Source organism: Escherichia sp. WS3063 (assembly GCF_046486595.1).
Taxonomy (GTDB): Bacteria; Pseudomonadota; Gammaproteobacteria; order Enterobacterales; family Enterobacteriaceae; genus Escherichia; species Escherichia coli.
On the sequence record NZ_JBJQKY010000020.1, the window covers coordinates 1 to 18,144 of the forward strand.

Consider the following 18,144-nt stretch of genomic DNA (forward strand, 5'->3'; position numbering starts at 1 on the left):
GAGATATTCCCCTGGCCAGGCTGGGTTAGTTCAGTCATCTCCGAACATATTTTCAGCGTTTCTTCTGGTCTGGTCTTCACCGTCATTTCTCGACAGACTCTGCTCTGTAAGAGGAGTACTGCAATCCACAGACGTATGGAGACCAGATTGTTTTTCCAGTAATTCAAGCAATTTCTTTTCAACCGAAAAAGCACCTGGTATTACGCTGGAAATCACCTTATTAATATCATCCAGAGTCGTATTTTCTGTCAGTAACTCCGATATCAGCAAAGGAAGACGTTTATCTATAGCTGCAAACGCCGCACCAGTAACTAACATCGCGCGCATGAAACGTCCCCGCTCCTTCAGTTTTTCATTTGCAATGAGCTCATCTGCTATCTTATCTCCTGTCCGTTCATCCGGGAAAAGTTCAAATGAGCAGCGTCTGGATTTATTTTCATCACTCATTAGTCACACCACCTTTCATTTTTATCATTCCCATGACTAAATCAAACTGCGGGGATGAGCTCAGATAAAAGCGCTCATCAGGAACCTTAGTCAGGTTCTTCACAGCCTCGGCCACAATTTCAGCCCCACCACCAACACACATTACATGTGTATAGTCGGTGAAACGGCTGATGACATCATTAACTCGTTTAATAAGCAACTTCTGCCGTTCATTGATAACATTAATGATAGACTCACGCTGTTCAGCATTATAAATGCGACGGGAAAGGTAGTCAGGTTCATTACGGTGCACAATGATATTGTCAGCCTGGTATGAGCTCACTCTTGTATTAGCATGTACAGCCATCTGTTCCTTAACCCCGGATGTAATCAGGGACACGCCGATATTCGGATCACACCAGGTTTTTGTAATCCCTGTCATTTTGCTACGAACATGCGACACATCAAGAGTTGTACCACCGAGATCTACGATCAAAAGGGATTCATCATCCTCAAGCCCCGCAAGAACACTGAAACCAGCGGGAATACTTTCAGGAAGAACGGAAACACTGCGAATAACAAATGCATCACTCCCCTGCACCCGTACTTCACGCATCACATTTTTTTTCTTTCTTTCAATGTTTTGCTTATTTTTCTGATTGTTGGCGTCAAGGTATTCAGAGATCGGCAATGTGACGATGACATCAACAGGCTGCGCTTTCAGGCCGGTCTGCTGTAGCGCATGCTGAATGGCCACAACATTCACATCACTGTACTGATAGCGTGTTTCAGTCGTTACGACAGCATCAGCACTTAATGGATCAAATGAAAACTTCTCGCCGTCGATCTCGTAATTAGCCGGGGCAGCATCATCCAGTAAACTAAAAGACCATTCCGGTTTAAAGCTGTTAGGGCTGATTAACGTTTTCACGTCACCATCCTCCAACCAGGCAAGTTTAATGTTGGTAGAACCATCATCAATAAAGATTTTCATAACCAGTCTCCGTTGCTCATAAACAAATAGAAAAAACAAACATGCTTCATACATGCAATGTATATTCAATTATAATGAAAAAACGGTCTTTCTGAAAGGACAAATGCAACATAAAAACACGATAAATTGCATGTACATTGTACACACAACTTTAAGACCAGAGGAAATCATAGATACAAAAACATTATGAAGGTTATATGTGATACATAAATGCAATATAAAAACATCGTGGACATCATGGTTCAGGTTAGGGGAAAAGGAATGAAATGGTGAAACTGAGAGGAAAGGAAAGCGGTGACGAATCATGTCACCATAAACAGAAAGATGTCTAATGGGGACTCTTTAGGTACGTGAAGAATCCCCATAACGCATTTAAAAGACACACATCAGATACCCTTAAGATATCCGATAGTTTATTGACCTATTGCACCATCACGTTCAAGCTTCTCTCTTATAGCCTCAATAATATATGAGCTAAAATCCAGAGATGTTTTACTGGTCGCTTTAAGTTCCGCATGAGCTTCAAAATACGACAGCGGTATGGCCTTAAGATTCTTAGCCTTCGTCCTGGCAGCCACGGGACGACCTGAAACTTCCTCTGCACCTTCATTTGGCTGAGACGGGGCTGTTGCTGTTACGGCAGAAGAAGAAGTTTGTAATCTGGCAGAATCCACCAGGTTTTTCAGTTTTTCAGCCTGTGCACTAAATTTCGCTTTGCTCATGAGATAACCCAGGATGTTTGTTAGATACTTAAAAGATATCCATTAAAAGCCCAAAGGATACTATATGGATACCCAATAGACACACCTTACTGTTTGTTATTTTCAATCAGATGATTGATTTCTTCGATCAGGGCAATAACTTCCTTACCTCCTGCCGAATAGCGCCCATGAACAGACTCAGTGATTCCCATCCCAGTCTCAATGACATCCTCAAATTCTGCACGAGCAGAAATGCGGCTCTTCATCAGCTTCAGATGTTTGAACGATGGCAGGATTGCATCAAGCTTAGGGAATTTCTTCTTGTTAGGATTAACTTTACAGAGATACAGGTGAGCAGTTATATCGGTCCCCATGATAGAGCTGATTTCGTCCAGTACTCCATCAAAATGCATCAAACCAATACGTTCAGTCAGGGAGTCTTTTGAAGGGACAATAACGCAGTCTGCAAAGGCAATCGCAGTACGGGTAAGATCTGAGTCAAATCCCCCACAGTCAATAAGTAACGTCTTATCGCTGTTCTTGTAGGGAGTCATAATTTCGATTAACTCATCCACTGTTTTGGGTACTTTCACGGAAATTTCTTTTCCTTCAGGTCTCAGCCCCAGAATGATAGAAAGCCCGGTATGAGTATCCAGATCAACTGTATCAGACTTCATTTCACCAACAATGTTTACGGATGAAGTTGTCTTACCCACACCACCTTTGGGATGCGTATTAGCAATAACAGGCATAGTGTATCTCCAGAATCCACATGTAATACCCATAAAGACCCCATAAGACACCTTTCGGATATCCAAGAGGTACTCAATAGATGTTTTTTTACTCTATACCGGTCCTGCATGTCAACAGAATATGAAATACCGATAATATATCCATGAGATATCCGAAAGGGATTTAAAAAAGTCAGAGCTTATGGAATTCTTTTGAGCATAGACACCGCATCGGACTCAGGCATCGAAAACTGCACCCGGTGCCGTGCAGCCACATCCAGTGCAAACACCTTCGTGTAGACCTCCGTTGAGCTGATGGACTTATGCCCCATCAGACTCTGCAGGACCTTCAGCGGTATACCGGCATACAGCATATGCATCGCATAGGAATGGCGGAACGTATGTGGCGTGACCGGGACAGAGAACGTCACACCATCAGCGGCAGCGGCGGCAACCGCCTCCCCAATCCAGGTCCTGACCGTTCTGTCCGTCACTTCCCAGATCCGCGCTTTCTCTGTCCTGCCTGTTCGTTTATTACGCCGTTCCATGGGGATTTTCAGTGTGGCCACCATCGTCTGCAGCTGGCTGACGTACCAGGCGTCGGAGAGCGGAACCAGACGGTGAGTCTGCTGACCGGCGGGCATCCTTCCTGCCGTCCTGGCGGCTTTTTCTGTCCGCTGCTTCAGAGTGGCCAGCTGCACAAACGGATACGGAGGCGTGAGCGAAAAATCCCCCCGCGTCAGCGCCAGTGCTTCATTAATGCGCGCACCGGTGTTCCACAGTGTGGCCAGCAGCATTTTGCGGCGCAGATCCGGCACGTAATGGAGCAGGGCGCTCACTTCAGGGGCCAGCAGGTATTTTGGCAGTTCATCATGAACCATCGACATCTGGCGGAGTGCCAGCGCAGCCGGGTAATCAATGGCAACAGGTAATGTTGCCGGAGACGTTAAAAAAGAACCAGGCAGGGAAAGCAATTGTGGACCACTCATGATGTCCCCTTTATGAAATCCTCAATCTCTTGCTCGGTCTTTTTAGACTTCTTTACCATTTCGTACTCCTTTTGGAGTGTTTTACCTCTGGCTTTCAACAATACCAACCTCGTTGGCGATAGTGTATCGGAAAGGCCGTGCAGAGGGAGGCCACATAACATTCTCAGTTCTCGTGATAACCGCAGTGCTTTTACTCCCAACATAGCTGCGTTTTTATGCAAACTATATTCACCCGCTCCACCATAAGGAGTATCTTCAACAAACACATTATCTACACACACGACAGCTTCGTAGCTGAGAACAGAGAGTTCGCTGAGCCTATACATCAGGCCAGAAGGAAGGGAGCGCCAGTTACCAGATACCGGGGAATAATCGATTTCCGGTAATAAGAACTCAGCTTCTCCTCTGCCATCCTGATCGTGCTCCACAGTTGCTGTTGCTGCTGGAGCACAACGCTGCGCAAACCTCTCCAGCAGAAAAACCAGCTCCGTGGCAATAAAGAGACGTTCGCTGACCAGCTTCGCTGTTGCAGCTTCCTCCTCTCGCTGTGTTATCCGCCACTGCCCGTACCACACACCACCAAATGCAGTACCGGCAGACAAAACCGCCGTGATGATCTGCGGCCACAGGCTGGCACTATCTTTCACCACCTTCACACCTTCAGTTGCAATAAACCAGTCAGCCATGTTTTTTCCTTTGTTGAGACAGCTGCCTGCAGTGATCCTTACGCCCGGCAGAGTCAGGTTTCCGGTCTAAAACCATCTCTCCTGAAGATGGTTTCCTTACTATCCACGCCGTAATTAATGTTTTCAGTACCTGTATTATCAGAGCCAGGAATATCAACGTCAGCACCTGAGTCATTGCAGATGCATTCATAAATTGCAGAACGGCCTCCAGTAATTGCTGAGCAATTTTCATTAAAAGAGCTCTCCTTAAAAATTTTTGCATCGGGCTTCCTGCCATTGGTTGTGGATGCCGAAATTCTAAAAGAAGTCACTTGTCAGCCTTGCGGGCAAAAAAAATTTTTACTGGTCAGTAAAACGTGGTGGTCTGAAAATCCTCACTCAACTGATACCGGAAGCAACAGTCGCTCAGAGTTATTACGCATGGCAACACAACACTCTGTCAGCATGAATTATTTTCCCCTAAATAAATCATCACCTGTCAGATAATAAGCAGGCATATAACCACGCTATTAAATTACTGGATGCCCATTTCAGGCAGATCCGATTTTTTTCCTATTCATAACTTTCCGGAAGTGTACCACGCTGAGAAAATCATCATATCGCTGTTTTCCGCCCCTGCGCGGCGCATCACAGGTCAGGGAGATGACACAACATATAGTGTCATCAGCAGCTGAATTCAGCACTACATGTTGTGCTGACAGGAGGTGGCGTTGTGTGGGGGGAGAGGAAGATCCGTAACCGCCGGAAACCGGATCTGCACGACGGGAAACGGGCAAGTGATATGATAATTGAGCAATACACACAAAATCATATCAGATATGATTTTCATCATTGATGATAAAACCATATCTGATATTATCAGAAATCAGGAGCACACAAATCATGCGGGATATTATTTTTACCTGTCAGAACATTATCAGATGGAGCGTGCAGGATGGATGAAGAAAGGGTGTTTTCACTCAGCTATGAGCAACTAACCCGAATAGCGGAAAAAAATATCCGTGAATGTGGGCTGGACAACCAGAGCGCCAGGTGTATCAGTGAACTGAAGGCCTCAGCTCTGCTGTGGTTGTGGTATGAACTGGCCATTCATGGTGCGCCACAGAACAATCACGCACAGGCCCGGGAACGCATCGATACCGATTATCAGCGCCTCAAAAAACTCATCTGGTCGGAGGGTGACAGTTAATGACTCAGAGCCGCCGACCGTCGCCACTGCAGCGGAGAGTGCTGATTGTGCTGGCTGCGCTTGATGAAAAACGGCCGGGCCCCGTGCTGACGCGGGACCTGGAACGGGTGCTGGAGCGAAGCGGGGAAGCCCCGGTCTACGGGCCAAACCTGCGCGCCTCCTGCCGTCGTCTGGAGGATGCCGGCTGGCTGCGTACCCTGCGCGCCCCGAACCTGCAGCTGGCAGTGGAGCTGACGGACGCCGGCCGGGCCGTGGCACAGCCTCTGCTGCTGGCAGAACAGGACCGCCTCCGGGCAGAACAGCGTGCGGCAGAAGTCGTCGTACTGCCGCTGGTCCCGGCAGCAGGTCTGCCCGCAGACGGCACTTCTGCCACTGATCTGGCGGTGGAGCTGAACGGCATAACGTATCAGGCCTGCCGCGGGGATTTTGTGGTGCGTCTCGACGGCAGCACCTGTCTGCAGTTATGGAATAAAGAAGGCAGGGTGGTACGCCGGGAGGGCGATCCCCTGGAAGTGGCGCAGTGGCTGCAGGCCTGTCATGACGCAGGAATAGAGGTTCGCGTACAGATAAATGAAAGTGCCGCTCCGTAAGAACACGCCTGTGCACGGTTTACACATCATCCCATGGTGGCAGCCGGTTAACTTTCCTGCGCCACCAGTGGAAAGAGGCCATGCACAGTCCGAACAAAAAACCACCCGTGATACTTATAATAATGGCCTCACCTGCCACCATTCCTGACGGCCCCCAGTAGGTAAACCACATTACACATCCCCAGGAAATGCCCCATAAGCCCCCCGTCAGCACCGTGACCTGCCAGAACGGCATAAAGGGTAATGGCGGAAGCCGGATACCCAGCCGCCATAGAATACGCAGAAGAGGAGGGGCATAATTGCTCCGCCACATCTTTTTGCTGTCCATCAGGGCAATGGCCCGGGCTTTTTTCTGCTCAAAGGTCACAGGAGCACCTCCGTTCCATGATGTAAACGTGACACAGCTTATTGTTATTGATTATTATTATCATGCTGTGGTTATGTTGTCATGCATCAGTACACTGACAAAAGTGCAAAAGAAAGGAAAACTGGCAGATGAACAGAAAATATTATTTTAATAATATGTGGTGGGGATGGGTGACGGGGGGATATATGCTGTATATGTCATGGGATTATGAGTTTAAATACAGATTACTGTTCTGGTGTATTTCTCTCTGCGGAATGGTTTTGTATCCGGTTGCAAAATGGTATATTGAAGATACAGCTCTGAAATTTACCCGGCCTGATTTCTGGAACAGCGGTTTTTTTGCTGATACACCTGGAAAAATGGGGTTGCTTGCGGTTTATACGGGTACTGTTTTCATATTATCTCTTCCGTTAAGTATGATATATATTCTTTCTGTTATTATAAAAAGGCTGTCTGTAAGATAGACAGCCTGTCTTATATTTTATTTAAATACCCCAGAACTTATTCGCTTTTTCCACAAGCGATTCATCAATCAGCGCACCGGTGACAGCCATCAGTAAACCATACCCGATAATGCCTAAAGCGCTTCCGGTAAGAATACTGAAGACCAGTGCCACAAGAGCCGTTGCGGCATTGCCTGCTATGATGGTTTCTGTTTTAACAAAAAGAGGACGCCAGTTCTCTGTCCGGACAGCCTTACCAAACTCAGTGATCCAGTCAGCAAGACTTGTAAATTTTCCTGCATATCCCAGTCCCCGACTGAATCTGTTCAGATTAGACGATATATCAGACAGCTTCACAGACTCAAGGGCTGCGGCAATCGCTGCACGATCTTTTGCATTAATTTTTTTGTTAATGTCAGCCCGGTACTTTTCATACGTTTTTAATGCCTCTTCAACATTACGTATTTTCTTCCCTTTAGCCTGCCCGGCCATCTCTCTGGCTAACTGCTCAGCTTTTGCACCATATTTTTCTGAAACTGATTTCAGGAACTCTGTTGTGAAATTAATTGCGTCTTTCGTTGCCTTCAGTTCATCCTGTTTTCTTTTCTCTTCCGCTATCTTCTGATTGATGCCGGAAAGCTGGTTACGGATATTCTCTTTTTCCTTCAACAGGGCATTAAGAGCGTCATTTGCATGCTTTTGCTCATTTGTTCTGGCACTGAGGTTATTTCTCGCCGAATTTACCGCAGATTCAGCAGAGGTGATTTTATTTCTGGCATCAAGCAATCTTTGCCGTAACTTATCCCATTCAGCAACTTCAGCATTATAAATTTTCTTGTCACCTTCCACATCCTCTGTCACCACCGGATTCCGGTCATTCAGAATATTGCGTTTATAGTCCAGACCGGAATGGCTCAGAAGATAATTCAGGTTTGCACGGTTATCGATGACTGCGCTGGTTGTGATTTTTATCGTACCGGCAAATCTCGGATCACCGCTCACAACAATAGAATGATTTGTTGATGAACGCCCCGGGAATTTTTCAGGGGAAACTATCGTTTTGCCGTCAGGCGTGTTTTTCTGTTGCGTCAGCTGTTGTTCAGCTCTGGTTAATGCATTACGGGCCGTGTTAAGCGATTCCGTCACTGAACTGAGTTTATTCCGGGCCTCTGAAATGGCCCTGTCATTCCGTGTCTGCTGCCCGAGCAGACGGGCCTGTTGTGCATCAAGAACGGCAAGGGCTGCCCCGCCATTTTTTTCCAGCTCTGACAACCGGGTGTCCAGAATACCTTTTCTGCGCTCGTATTCAGCAAGCATATCAGCGGCCTTCTTGTCTGCGTTCTGCGCATCCTTCTGCCGTTTTTCAGCCTGTTCGATTAACGACCTGGCCTCCCGGGGAGATATACGAAGAGAATCAGCATCAGCAAACAGCATCCGGCTCTCTGTATGCAGCCGGAGGGCGTCATATCCGGCGATTTCAGTACGGAATCCGTATTCTCTCAGCTCTGCCTGCAGGAGTCTGAACTCCTGTCGTGTAATATCAGCGGCATCTGCGTTTCCGGCACGGAGTGTTTTCAGTGTGTTTTCATCTTTTTCCCTTGCAGCAATCGCCGCAGAGAGGCGTTTTCCGGCTTCAGTACGCTTATTCTCATTCTCTTTCTGCTGCGCGCTGAGCGTGTTTTTGTACGCTGTGATTTCCTTGTCCCTTTTTTCGATATCACTTCGGGTTGGGGAATCATCAACCCACTCGTTTCCGCCCCAGATGGTTTTGTTCCCGAAGGAACTCCATGCAGGCGGGGTACCATGAAAGACATCGACACGTGGAGGGTTTACATAAATATCAACGGCCATAATTTCATGGCCATCTGAATCATACCCCAGCGATTCTGCACCGGGATTTGTAATACGTACAGGGTCAGACATTCGGTATCTCCTTCATCCTCTGAGGAAAACAAATGAATTAACTGCTTACGCATATGGATACATATACAGTATTAATTTATTAAGGAGAAAATGGCATGTCAAGATTTGATGATAGTGATTATCATTAACATGAAGTGATGTTACACCGTTCAGAAAGCCTGCTGACGCTGTGGCAGCATCACAGTCTGGGTATTCTCTGGTGCAATACAAAAACCGGACTTTCCCGTAACAACAGACAATGTTACGGGAAAAGTTACAGAACTGAGCCACAAAATATCTCAGTACCTGAGATGCATAAAAACACCGTACATATGTTTCTTAAAAGGGGGATGATCGTTATCCAGCCATTTCGGTGGATCGGTATGCAGAACACCAATCTGCTTCATGCCGGTATGCTGCCTGGATTTTCTCGCGCAGTAATCACTGTCTTCATATCCCATCGTTTCGATGACCACTCTGGCCGTCTTTCCGTCAGGAGCCCTTGCTGTGACAATGAAATCCGGCAGTACATATTTCTTTTCACCATTAACATAAACTTCTGTATCAAACAGGGGCCTTTCCAGACTTAATTCCGGCGTACCTGGCTTTCTTTTAAGCCAGCTGGCCACATTCAGAAGAGCAGTGAGCGTGTTTCGTTCCAGTTTGCTGTCCACAGGCACCGGACATGTCAGTTGATAAAGAGCATGAGCATACCCTTCACTGCAGATGATTCTGCCATCGGCACTCCGGCAAAAAGCAAGAATAACCCAGTAAGGGGGACGTATTCCGCCCTGCGCTTCACCATTAATACTGATCCCCCGCACAGGTCTGATGACCTGAATATTACCGTTCGCCCAGTGAATTTCCACAGCATCACGACAGATGTGCTGCGCCATAAAAATCTGAAAGAACATATGCTTTCTTCTGGCAGGCCAGTGTCGTTCTGAATTCTCCAGCGTTTCCATTAACCGCTCCTGAGACCTTTCAGACATTCCTGGCCGGAAATGGATAATTTCAGATAAGGCTCTTCCCCGAATATACTCCTGCTGTAGTGTAACCTGCCGTATGGCATCAAGACACTCACGATAATTAGTCCGGATACGGGGATTAGCCAGGGAATCCAGTTTATTCAGCCCTGCATCTTCAATAAGCGACAGGAGTAAACGGCCAAGGCGCGGACGTTTCTTGCGAACGGAGGAGCGCTCACCATTATGGTAAGCAGAGCGGGCCTGCAGTCTGATAACAGAATTACTGTCATCAGGTGGTAAAAAGTTTCTGTAATTTATACGGGTGCTAACGGGATGCCGGCTTGCTCCGAAGGATGTTTCCTCTTCATTTCCGGATAACTGACGATACATGGGGCATTCAGGTGCATGCTCATGATTAAAACTGGACAGATAAAGAGTACCCGTATTGTTTTTAAGAGCAGCAAAATTCATGGCCGGCGAATCTCCCGGAATACAGTCACACTGTAACCATGCATCATACTCACGCATTTCCCGGAGAAGATCATTGGCCAGGTTATGTTGTGCCATGGTTGCTGGCCTTTTCAGTCCACAGACCGTCTTTACTGCAGTCTCTTCCTCACTGCTAAGCTCCCGAATCACTTTGCCCCGGGGATTCTTCTTTACAAGTATCATTGGCATAATGAAAGCACTCCTTATGTACATGCTTAAACAGTAAGTAAAATATACAAAGACCCCCCCATGAAACAAAGGCAGAGATGAACTGTGCGCCCCGATATCTTCTTCTGATATCCTTTCAAATGAATTGTTTTTATTTATATCATGACAACATTAAAGTGAGAGAATATATCAACCATGTTTCTGTCAGGGTTCAGTAGAATATCAATTCGACTGTCACGCCATAACTGTAACTACCTCGAGTATAAATATTCAGAGAATGGACTTATTAGCCATGAAAAATCACCTGATGGGAAATTTACTAATTTATGGATTGTGATATTATTAAAGAGTAAAACCAGCCAGCCGAGGTATTTATGGGAAAAAATCAGGAAGAAAGGAAAACTCCCGTCATTGTGGTGAAAAAACGTCGAACTTTTTCGCCACCGTCCTTATCCGAAAAAACAGATATTATCGCACCTGTATTTACTGAACAGACGGCAGAATCAGCCCCCGCCGGAATAAATTCATCTGCCGTCGAAACACATATCCCCGAAGCGCCAGCCAGGAAGAAGAAAAAGAAAAGACACCGTTTTCCACGTCCCTCCCACTGGACCCGTGAGTATACTCACGAGTGCGTGGAAAAAATAAAGGCCCTGTTTCCTCATCTTCGTGCTGAAGGTGGTGGATTTATTCCCCTGAAAATTGGCATAAGCAATGATATTTCGGCATTTCTGGCAGAACACCCGGAGACAGAACTGACCATGGACGAATGGCTCTGTGCAGTGTCCTGCATCACATCCCGCCGCGTATATCTGCAGCGGACAGCTGTCGCCGGCGTCCCACGTTATGGCCTGGATGGTCACCCCAAAGGGCAGGTCTCAGACTCTGAAGCACAGAGTGCCGGTCGCAGACTGGCGACATTAGAACAAAAGTGGCTCAGGACGCAGGCACAGCAGGAGAATATTTCTGGGCAATAAACACTCCTGATAACAGGTGGACATTACGTATCAGAAAAAATGGGAAGAGAATGTTATGTGTGATTCAGAAGCGGAGAAGATTTTATTCATCCTGAATAAACATGAACGGGCATACAGACGCCTGATCCCCGTATATATTTTTTTAGCTATAGTATTATGGATTTTACCTATTCTCCTGATTGTATACTTGTATTTCTGTATAGTTGACAATGAGTTTCTCAGAATCGGTTTCTGTATTGCATGGACAGCATACTACTTTCTTTCGCTTTTCAAGTATTTTGTAAAATACTTCTTTCCTCTCGATCGTGAAGATTTGCTTAAACTGATGGATCTCGCCAAAGATTCTCCTGATGCGAAACAGGAGCTTCTTGAGCGTCTTTTGTCCGGAAAAAGAATGACCGGGCGGGATGAAATGGATATCAAGCACATTCTAAAAACAAAGGAAGCACTTGATAACATCAGGAATTTTATTGATAAACAGCAGTTAACGAATAGTGATACTCCGAAGAAAAGCACGGTCCCAAATGAAGATAAAAAAGGCATAAGATGATGATCACAGGAAATGGAATAAACACTGTAACTGTCAATGGAAAAGTGAAACACATCACAGAACTGGATGATATAACACTTTGTTTAGAGTGGACAAAACTACGAGAGGAAAACAATCGTCTTTATGAAATTAATAACCAGGCAAACAGAGGATGGCGTGGTTTCATCCTAAGATTGATAGGGGTTAACCTGCCAGATAAAAGGACTGAGTTTACACAATGTCTCTTATTGACGCGCAATATTTCTGGTTCGGTCATGAAAAAGTAACATATTCTATGCTGGAACAGACCAATTTTGCATTCTCCGTCCAAGAGTTTGAGGGGAAAGTAGTCAGTGTTTTACGCTCAGTCAGGGAAAGTGTGCAATGATAAATGACACGAAAGGAATCGTAGTACATGGGCACCGCGATTCAATATTCAAGGAAAACACAATACAGCAATGTACTTGTACTGTTTCTATTATTATGGCGATTTCAATAAAGGCACTTGCTCGCGCTCTGTCATTTTCTGAAACTCTTCATGCTGCATTTCGATTTTCCTTCTAAGATCATAACTCGCATACCCGTTCTTTTTATGCATATCCATATCTATTTTTGTGACGAGTTCAAACCACAATGTTCGCACTCCCCATGCAGCGTTATGAAACATTTCCGCAACGGCAATAGAGTCTGTATTAACTGCTTCAGTCATGTAGTCGCTAATACGTTCAGCGGTAATTTTCGTTATTTCATCGTAATTCATTTTATCTCCTACAAGATTATTTAATGGAATGCAAAATATCTGGCGTGATAATAATGTTCCAGAATTAATATCTGCAGGCTATGTTAAGTTGTCCCCACACACAATCTACCTGTTTTCTCGTGTGTGCCACAGGCGCAATACATAAATAGTCTGGTCATTAAGTTCGTAACGGATTTCGTACTCGCCAGCAAAAATCCGTCTGACCTCCCTGGGTTCAAACTGAAACAACTGTTCTCCCATACGTGGATGAGTTAACAGAATGACTGGTGCCTGTGTCAGGGACTGTACCGTTCTGGCGGCAGCAGGTTTACTGGCCAGCACCAGAAAATCATATAACCGCGCCAAATCAGAAAGCGCCTTACTGGTCCACTTCAGTTCCATCAGCGTGGCACCGGTAACGGATTGTCAGTACTGAGGCTGTCCGCCCAGGCCTGTACAGCCTGATGGTCGATAACCTGTCCGGATGTCACATCGTCCAGGGCTTCCAGCGTCAGGCGATTACGCTCCTCCTCCTGGGCAAGCCATGCAGAAAGCGCCTGTTTGATAACCCAGCCCCGGGAGCGTTCCAGCCTGGCGGCCATCTGGTCGACTTTATCAGCCATAGGTAATGGCACATGCGCGGTAATTACTTTTGTTGCCTGTGCGGTATTGTTTTTCATTTGCATATCCGATTAGTTGTTAATCATATTTAATCATAGTGATTACTTTCAGACGGAACAAGGCAAATAATGCGCGTCAGCGCATGTAAGGCGGCATACGGTGGTTACATGTAGCACAGGTGTGAAACCGCCGAAGCCCGGCGTAAGCCGGTACGGATTGATAGATTTCACCTTACCCATCCCCAGCCCTGCCAGACCATACCCGCTTTCAGCCATGAGAGAGTTTCTGTGCGCGGTCGGAGTGGTCCCGACGAGGGTTTACCCGAAGCCGGGGCGTATCTCCGCGTTAGCGGGCCGTCAGGGCCGCTTACGAGCGTGTACTCGATACTTCCAGCCAGAACACTGACAGCCATGATGAGGTGTAGTTACAACATTCATAATTAAAAGCGATGTTGTTCCCGCCCTTTGGGCGGGGGCGGCCTCGCTTTTCAGTTATGAGGGGTGGGCACGGTGCTGCGTTTGTGTGGTGTTTTTATTCCTGATGTCTTTTTGTTGTGGTTTCAGAACGGTGAGGTTCGGGGCCCGCGCGTCAGCGTGGGAGGTGCTTTTAGATTCTGAGCGGCGCGGCCTTGGCCGCTGCAAGCGAAGGCCTCTTTGTATTTGTTCACAGTGGTCTCAGAGATAAAGATTTTCCCTGCGGCGAAGCAACGCAGGGGATTAAATAATGGGGTTAAGACTATATTGCAGGTTTGCTGTTTCAGGTTTGCAGCTTCTTAAAGTTCTTTGTTTGCGGATTTATGTGGATAACTGAAACAACGTGGCCATGTTCTGATGACTGATGCGTGGTTTTATGGGCAGATATGCCCCTCTGAGGGGATTTAAGGTGATTACTGCGGATTTTGGGCTGAGCGGAACCAGCGCCGAAAGCCCCGGAGGGGCTGGTGATGATTCAGTGCTGAGGGAATGGTGCTGTCTAGTGCGGTGGCGGGGCAGCCAGCGTCAGTTCAAGCTGACGCAACTCCCTGATGGCCATTCGCTTCAGATGGTCATCGGAACAAAAATAGGCTTCATCCGGAGGCAGACGCTTCCTGAGATACTCTGCCATCTCATGAATCTGCTGGTCGGCAGGCAGTTTCTTCAGGCGTCTGGCGCGCTTACTGGCTGCTGCTTTCGCACGACGGTGTTTCAGCGCATCCTGACTGCGCTGCAGATACCAGCGTTTTCTGGCCGCATGTACGGAGATATCTTCATCCTCACGCAGAACACCTTCCCGAATGAGCTGCTGGCGGATTTCACTTTCACGCAGTCGTTTCTGCTGCTGTTCGTGAAGTTTTACCATGTCGACGCCCAGCATCTGCCAGCCTGCCGGTGTTATCCAGACGTAACGTGGCAGACGCTGGCGGGTTTCACGGTCCCACAGGGTTTCCTCTGAAACACCCAGCACACCAAAACGTACCTGTTCGGCCAGCAAACGGGAAAGGCGGGAGACCGTCACTTCCAGTTCCGGAATAACCTTCCCCTTGCTGTCTTTCGGGCTGATTTCTCTGGCCAGACGGGAAACACTCATGCCTACGGTATGTGTGCCCGCATCACTGAAGCTGACCAGAACCGGCCAGACGGCATCGAGGAGGCGTTGTTTTTCCGGACGGAAAGCATATTTGCGACCGGCATACGTTCGTTTCTGCACGTAAAAAGGATGCAGAGACATGTGCATGCGCAGGCTCTGCTCGCCGGTCACCGGGTCCTTTTTCACCAGACGGTTGTAGGCGTGCCCGAGCTGCCCGCTCAGCGCCTTATAGCGCTCAGGACGATACCAGGACGGATTTTCGCATTTGGGTTTGGTGGAGTGCTCACCACGACGACGCTTCGTGCGCTTCCTTTCCGGTTCAACCAGGAAAGTGGTCGCCCTTCCCGCTTCATAGTCTTCCCAGAAACGGATCTGCTCTTCGGGTGCTAACTGACTCCAGTGTACTGCGTTATATGGAGTATTCTTCAGACCTGCCACAAGCTGTCGCTTATGGCGGAGCGATTGTGCCGTGTATTTATACACTGCACAGGGTTGAATCTCTGGTACGGTTTCATTATACTTTACCCGTATTCTGTGAGGCCCCCACTATCTTTCGTCGTTCCGCCAAGTTCGTAAGAAAGATAGTGGGGGTTTTCCTTTTATGGCTTCCGGAACATCTTCAGTCTTCTGACTTACTGCCCGTACATGCCATCTCTCCTGAATGCCTTATGGCGCATTCTGCCGTCCGGCTTTCGCCGCTTTGCTCCACAGAGTGCCACCCTCTGCACAGCTAATAACAGCCGAAATATACCCGCTTTACGTTAATTTGAAAAGCATTACAACGATCTCTTCTCTTCCAGTGCCTCCTCACTGATACCTCTAATAAGTTAATCTTGACCTGCGTCAAAAAAATAAAATCTATTTTTAAAAGCAGATTTTTCTGCTTTAGATCTTTCTTTTGGATTAAAAGATCGACTTTTGTCCTACTCACGATCATTTATCTTACAACCGATCTACCTAACAGAATAATATTCTGTTTTAATGCAATTAAACGATCTAAATAACCTTTAAAAAATCATTTTGTAGATCATTCGATCGTAAATAGAATGATTCTTAGATGATAAAACCATTTGTTACACAACCCGCCAATTGTGTAACAACAGCCTCTACAAGAGCATATTTGTTCATATGTTCGTCAGAACTGCGGATTGTCTGGACGAGGGTCAGACACCGTTTCGTGCATATGGACCAGCATGTTCGAACGCCACAAAGCAGAAGCATCATGCCTGGATCGCTTCGGCGCGGAGCGTTAAGTTTTGACGCTTTTTTGTATGTTTTTTAAGCTGTTAGTTGACTCGGTGCGTTATACTAAGTACCCTTTACTGGTCACAGGCAAAACTGTGATCGGGCGTAGGAACCCGCGTAGTCATCGTCGGCGCAGAAGTTAATTTCTTCATTTGGCGTCGTTTTTTGCCATACCATAAAGACAGGAACTTGTATTTCTTGTCGTCATCTATGGTAGCTCAGGCGGGGCAGGCATTAGCCTGGCCGGTTTCCGATGACGCCGGTATTCCTACCCCCGTCTGGGCTATCACCAATGAGCGTAGGAACTCGGTGATAGCGTTTTTAGTTGTCATCGGAGACCTTTGCTATGTCACCTCAACTGATACAGAAACTCCCGGCCATCACTCTGTTGGAAGGCATGTTTCCCGAGCTATCAACAAACCAGCTTAAAGTCTGCGTTTTTTACGCAATGGGTGTTCCTTACGACGCCATTGCTCAGAACTGTCGGCTTTCTCCCGAAACGGTACGAACCTACCTGAAGCGAAGCCTGAAGAATTTAAATCTGGAAGGATATGATGCACTTCGCTCTGCTGTGCTGATGCGAACTTTCGTTTTCATGATTAGCAATACAGCTAAAGAAAACGAAAAAATGTGAACAGGTGTCCCCATTAAAGGGGACACTTTCATGGAAATTGCATTTTGCACTTTACAGGCGATCCCAAATTGATAAACATAAACACCAAGCACAAGTTACTTTAATAAAGCAAATCACTTCAGACGGTGTCCCAGTTATTTGTATCTGGCTCATGCCCGATATATGGCGACCTTACTCTGAACTGACGTGCTGATGTTTTATTTCGCGTATCACAATACTGTGCCACTGTATTGCTGATATTAGTGCTTAGCCGTTCTTTATCTGTGAGTTCGCCAAATCACCGATACAGAACGTACTAGAGTCTGCTGGTTATATGCCTGTCAGAACTGCAGTTTATCCAGATATGGGCTGGACACTGCTTCAGACATATGATTTAGCATATTCGCCTGACATCGCAAAATCGTCCATCATGGATCGGTTTTGCGCGGAGCGTTGAACTTCGTGAATATAGAACACCTGAATAACCGGAACTGGTATCTTGCGCAATATAATACAGCCGGCAAAAACAGAGAATCTTTATTCTCATGGCTGAATGAGCAAAACGTCGTACCATGGACTCCATTAATAACAAGAAAGATAAGACGGGCAGACTCCAGGTGCTGTTACCGTGAAAGAATATTCGCTATTTTTCCAGGGTACTTTTTTATTCTGGCTAATTTTGACATTCACCCAGTATCAGCATTACGTCGACATAGCGCCTTCATTGATTTCGTGAAGTTTGGCGGTGAAATAAAACCCGTCAATAAAGATATTGTTGATGGATTAATGAAGATTTACCCGGACCCTGTGCTAAATCCGGGAGCCAGGGAAGAGCTGAATGCGGCTTCCAGCATATGGCTGACAAAAGCACAATATCAGTATCTCCTCAGAATGGAAAATACTCTCCAGCCTGAGTCGAGGATATCCCTGCTCCTGGAACTGGTATCAAATGCCGAACATCACGGCTTTATGGAGCGCCTTGTAAACATCCCATAGCCAGTATTTCCCGGCCTTCGGGCCGGGCTTTTTTCAATTCAAGAGAATATTCCGGAGTGAAGCCTGCACGAAGCCATCCCCACCATGGACTCCCCCTGTCTTTTGATGGAACCGTGTATTTCTTAATGGCGAAAGAAATAAAAGGCTTCACCCCAGAGTATTGATTCGTTTTATCAAAGGCCGGCCCGTGCCATCACGTGTGGCGGAGAGAACGG

Annotated in this window: 22 protein-coding genes and 1 pseudogene; 9 read left to right on the forward strand and 14 right to left on the reverse strand. The window is 46.7% G+C overall.

Features of this window, described 5'->3' with window-relative positions; all coding sequences use genetic code 11:
* Positions 1–30 precede the first annotated feature (30 nt).
* From ACJHYW_RS17735 to ACJHYW_RS17765, 7 genes are all read right to left on the reverse strand, one after another.
* Positions 31–447, reverse strand: coding sequence for a plasmid partitioning/stability family protein (locus tag ACJHYW_RS17735; RefSeq protein ID WP_001278818.1), 417 nt, complete (start codon positions 445–447; stop codon positions 31–33).
* The gene (locus tag ACJHYW_RS17740) at positions 440–1,420 is read right to left on the reverse strand and encodes a plasmid segregation protein ParM (protein WP_000688519.1); all 981 of its coding nucleotides are present in this window, start codon (positions 1,418–1,420) and stop codon (positions 440–442) included. Before ACJHYW_RS17740 ends, ACJHYW_RS17735 begins: the two co-directional genes overlap by 8 nt.
* 413 nt (positions 1,421–1,833) lie before the next feature.
* Complete coding sequence (locus ACJHYW_RS17745; RefSeq protein WP_000030199.1) at positions 1,834–2,142, reverse strand: hypothetical protein; 309 nt, start codon at positions 2,140–2,142, stop codon at positions 1,834–1,836.
* Positions 2,143–2,228: 86 nt separating this feature from the next.
* Positions 2,229–2,873, reverse strand: coding sequence for a ParA family protein (locus ACJHYW_RS17750; protein ID WP_001144036.1), 645 nt, complete (start codon positions 2,871–2,873; stop codon positions 2,229–2,231).
* A 179-nt stretch (positions 2,874–3,052) separates the two neighbouring features.
* Positions 3,053–3,841 carry a site-specific integrase gene (locus ACJHYW_RS17755; protein WP_410233371.1) on the reverse strand — a complete coding sequence of 263 codons (789 nt, stop codon included), beginning with the start codon at positions 3,839–3,841 and terminating at the stop codon, positions 3,053–3,055.
* Positions 3,838–4,527, reverse strand: coding sequence for a hypothetical protein (locus ACJHYW_RS17760; protein ID WP_000796232.1), 690 nt, complete (start codon positions 4,525–4,527; stop codon positions 3,838–3,840). Before ACJHYW_RS17760 ends, ACJHYW_RS17755 begins: the two co-directional genes overlap by 4 nt.
* Complete coding sequence (locus ACJHYW_RS17765; protein ID WP_001168933.1) at positions 4,520–4,789, reverse strand: hypothetical protein; 270 nt, start codon at positions 4,787–4,789, stop codon at positions 4,520–4,522. Before ACJHYW_RS17765 ends, ACJHYW_RS17760 begins: the two co-directional genes overlap by 8 nt.
* Before the next feature lie 672 nt (positions 4,790–5,461).
* On the opposite strand from ACJHYW_RS17765, the gene ACJHYW_RS17770 reads away from it, so the two are divergent.
* Together ACJHYW_RS17770 and ACJHYW_RS17775 are read left to right on the forward strand one after the other, a co-directional pair.
* A complete protein-coding gene (locus tag ACJHYW_RS17770) occupies positions 5,462–5,716 on the forward strand; it encodes a hypothetical protein (RefSeq protein ID WP_000343103.1) in 255 nt (84 codons plus the stop codon).
* Entirely contained in the window at positions 5,716–6,306 is a 591-nt protein-coding gene (locus tag ACJHYW_RS17775; protein WP_000194572.1) for a hypothetical protein, read from the forward strand. Before ACJHYW_RS17770 ends, ACJHYW_RS17775 begins: the two co-directional genes overlap by 1 nt.
* Positions 6,307–6,325: 19 nt before the next feature.
* On the opposite strand, the gene ACJHYW_RS17780 is transcribed toward ACJHYW_RS17775, so the two are convergent.
* The gene (locus tag ACJHYW_RS17780) at positions 6,326–6,673 is read right to left on the reverse strand and encodes a DUF6404 family protein (RefSeq protein WP_001582578.1); all 348 of its coding nucleotides are present in this window, start codon (positions 6,671–6,673) and stop codon (positions 6,326–6,328) included.
* Positions 6,674–6,801: 128 nt separating this feature from the next.
* Here ACJHYW_RS17780 and ACJHYW_RS17785 point away from each other — a divergent pair, with 128 nt between their 5' ends.
* A complete protein-coding gene (locus tag ACJHYW_RS17785; RefSeq protein ID WP_001080734.1) occupies positions 6,802–7,137 on the forward strand; it encodes a colicin 1A immunity protein in 336 nt (111 codons plus the stop codon).
* Between the two features lie 21 nt (positions 7,138–7,158).
* On the opposite strand, the gene ACJHYW_RS17790 is transcribed toward ACJHYW_RS17785, so the two are convergent.
* Together ACJHYW_RS17790 and yagA are read right to left on the reverse strand one after the other, a co-directional pair.
* Positions 7,159–9,039 (reverse strand): colicin Ia central receptor-binding domain-containing protein, encoded by a 1,881-nt coding sequence (locus tag ACJHYW_RS17790; protein ID WP_001582575.1) that lies wholly within the window; start codon positions 9,037–9,039, stop codon positions 7,159–7,161.
* Between the two features lie 278 nt (positions 9,040–9,317).
* Positions 9,318–10,664: a protein YagA gene (yagA, locus tag ACJHYW_RS17795; protein WP_001132032.1), complete on the reverse strand. Its 1,347-nt coding sequence runs from the start codon at positions 10,662–10,664 to the stop codon at positions 9,318–9,320.
* 353 nt (positions 10,665–11,017) lie between these two features.
* Here yagA and ACJHYW_RS17800 point away from each other — a divergent pair, with 353 nt between their 5' ends.
* From ACJHYW_RS17800 to ACJHYW_RS17810, 3 genes are read left to right on the forward strand one after another with little or no spacing between them, the layout of a single operon-like run.
* Positions 11,018–11,620 (forward strand): ProQ/FINO family protein, encoded by a 603-nt coding sequence (locus ACJHYW_RS17800; RefSeq protein WP_000517695.1) that lies wholly within the window; start codon positions 11,018–11,020, stop codon positions 11,618–11,620.
* 55 nt (positions 11,621–11,675) lie between these two features.
* The gene (locus ACJHYW_RS17805) at positions 11,676–12,170 is read left to right on the forward strand and encodes a hypothetical protein (protein WP_001582574.1); all 495 of its coding nucleotides are present in this window, start codon (positions 11,676–11,678) and stop codon (positions 12,168–12,170) included.
* Complete coding sequence (locus ACJHYW_RS17810; protein WP_000627829.1) at positions 12,170–12,436, forward strand: hypothetical protein; 267 nt, start codon at positions 12,170–12,172, stop codon at positions 12,434–12,436. Before ACJHYW_RS17805 ends, ACJHYW_RS17810 begins: the two co-directional genes overlap by 1 nt.
* Positions 12,437–12,705: 269 nt before the next feature.
* Here ACJHYW_RS17810 and ACJHYW_RS17815 read toward each other — a convergent pair.
* The 4 genes and pseudogenes from ACJHYW_RS17815 to repA form a co-directional block, all read right to left on the reverse strand.
* Positions 12,706–12,909 (reverse strand): annotated as a pseudogene (locus ACJHYW_RS17815) (hypothetical protein); the annotation flags it as partial.
* Between the two features lie 105 nt (positions 12,910–13,014).
* Positions 13,015–13,290: a type II toxin-antitoxin system RelE/ParE family toxin gene (locus ACJHYW_RS17820; RefSeq protein WP_001582571.1), complete on the reverse strand. Its 276-nt coding sequence runs from the start codon at positions 13,288–13,290 to the stop codon at positions 13,015–13,017.
* Complete coding sequence (locus tag ACJHYW_RS17825; RefSeq protein WP_001178089.1) at positions 13,290–13,574, reverse strand: CopG family ribbon-helix-helix protein; 285 nt, start codon at positions 13,572–13,574, stop codon at positions 13,290–13,292. The genes ACJHYW_RS17820 and ACJHYW_RS17825 overlap by 1 nt, the downstream gene beginning before the upstream one ends.
* A 907-nt stretch (positions 13,575–14,481) precedes the next feature.
* Positions 14,482–15,513 (reverse strand): plasmid replication initiator RepA, encoded by a 1,032-nt coding sequence (gene repA / locus ACJHYW_RS17830; RefSeq protein ID WP_000907873.1) that lies wholly within the window; start codon positions 15,511–15,513, stop codon positions 14,482–14,484.
* Positions 15,514–16,485: 972 nt separating this feature from the next.
* On the opposite strand from repA, the gene ACJHYW_RS17835 reads away from it, so the two are divergent.
* The 3 genes from ACJHYW_RS17835 to ACJHYW_RS17845 all read left to right on the forward strand — a co-directional run bounded on the left by ACJHYW_RS17835 (position 16,486) and on the right by ACJHYW_RS17845 (position 17,929).
* Positions 16,486–16,749, forward strand: a complete 264-nt coding sequence (locus ACJHYW_RS17835; RefSeq protein ID WP_001324596.1) for an ash family protein — start codon at positions 16,486–16,488, stop codon at positions 16,747–16,749.
* Entirely contained in the window at positions 16,667–16,954 is a 288-nt protein-coding gene (locus ACJHYW_RS17840; protein ID WP_000074849.1) for a helix-turn-helix transcriptional regulator, read from the forward strand. Before ACJHYW_RS17835 ends, ACJHYW_RS17840 begins: the two co-directional genes overlap by 83 nt.
* 441 nt (positions 16,955–17,395) lie before the next feature.
* Positions 17,396–17,929 carry a transcription termination/antitermination NusG family protein gene (locus tag ACJHYW_RS17845; protein WP_001303319.1) on the forward strand — a complete coding sequence of 178 codons (534 nt, stop codon included), beginning with the start codon at positions 17,396–17,398 and terminating at the stop codon, positions 17,927–17,929.
* Positions 17,930–18,144: the final 215 nt, after the last annotated feature.

What these genes read in the sequence shown, in the direction of transcription:
- ACJHYW_RS17755 (WP_410233371.1), bottom strand. Translation starts at nt 3,841, where the DNA reads ATGAGTGGTCCACAATTGCTTTCCCTGCCTGGTTCTTTTTTAACGTCT.
- ACJHYW_RS17765 (WP_001168933.1), bottom strand. Translation starts at nt 4,789, where the DNA reads ATGCAAAAATTTTTAAGGAGAGCTCTTTTAATGAAAATTGCTCAGCAA.
- ACJHYW_RS17790 (WP_001582575.1), bottom strand. Translation starts at nt 9,039, where the DNA reads ATGTCTGACCCTGTACGTATTACAAATCCCGGTGCAGAATCGCTGGGG.
- ACJHYW_RS17745 (WP_000030199.1), bottom strand. Translation starts at nt 2,142, where the DNA reads ATGAGCAAAGCGAAATTTAGTGCACAGGCTGAAAAACTGAAAAACCTG.
- ACJHYW_RS17800 (WP_000517695.1), top strand. Translation starts at nt 11,018, where the DNA reads ATGGGAAAAAATCAGGAAGAAAGGAAAACTCCCGTCATTGTGGTGAAA.
- ACJHYW_RS17820 (WP_001582571.1), bottom strand. Translation starts at nt 13,290, where the DNA reads ATGGAACTGAAGTGGACCAGTAAGGCGCTTTCTGATTTGGCGCGGTTA.
- ACJHYW_RS17840 (WP_000074849.1), top strand. Translation starts at nt 16,667, where the DNA reads ATGTCACCTCAACTGATACAGAAACTCCCGGCCATCACTCTGTTGGAA.
- ACJHYW_RS17750 (WP_001144036.1), bottom strand. Translation starts at nt 2,873, where the DNA reads ATGCCTGTTATTGCTAATACGCATCCCAAAGGTGGTGTGGGTAAGACA.
- ACJHYW_RS17775 (WP_000194572.1), top strand. Translation starts at nt 5,716, where the DNA reads ATGACTCAGAGCCGCCGACCGTCGCCACTGCAGCGGAGAGTGCTGATT.
- ACJHYW_RS17810 (WP_000627829.1), top strand. Translation starts at nt 12,170, where the DNA reads ATGATCACAGGAAATGGAATAAACACTGTAACTGTCAATGGAAAAGTG.
- ACJHYW_RS17805 (WP_001582574.1), top strand. Translation starts at nt 11,676, where the DNA reads ATGTGTGATTCAGAAGCGGAGAAGATTTTATTCATCCTGAATAAACAT.
- ACJHYW_RS17825 (WP_001178089.1), bottom strand. Translation starts at nt 13,574, where the DNA reads ATGCAAATGAAAAACAATACCGCACAGGCAACAAAAGTAATTACCGCG.
- ACJHYW_RS17735 (WP_001278818.1), bottom strand. Translation starts at nt 447, where the DNA reads ATGAGTGATGAAAATAAATCCAGACGCTGCTCATTTGAACTTTTCCCG.
- ACJHYW_RS17760 (WP_000796232.1), bottom strand. Translation starts at nt 4,527, where the DNA reads ATGGCTGACTGGTTTATTGCAACTGAAGGTGTGAAGGTGGTGAAAGAT.
- ACJHYW_RS17785 (WP_001080734.1), top strand. Translation starts at nt 6,802, where the DNA reads ATGAACAGAAAATATTATTTTAATAATATGTGGTGGGGATGGGTGACG.
- ACJHYW_RS17740 (WP_000688519.1), bottom strand. Translation starts at nt 1,420, where the DNA reads ATGAAAATCTTTATTGATGATGGTTCTACCAACATTAAACTTGCCTGG.
- yagA (WP_001132032.1), bottom strand. Translation starts at nt 10,664, where the DNA reads ATGCCAATGATACTTGTAAAGAAGAATCCCCGGGGCAAAGTGATTCGG.
- ACJHYW_RS17770 (WP_000343103.1), top strand. Translation starts at nt 5,462, where the DNA reads ATGGATGAAGAAAGGGTGTTTTCACTCAGCTATGAGCAACTAACCCGA.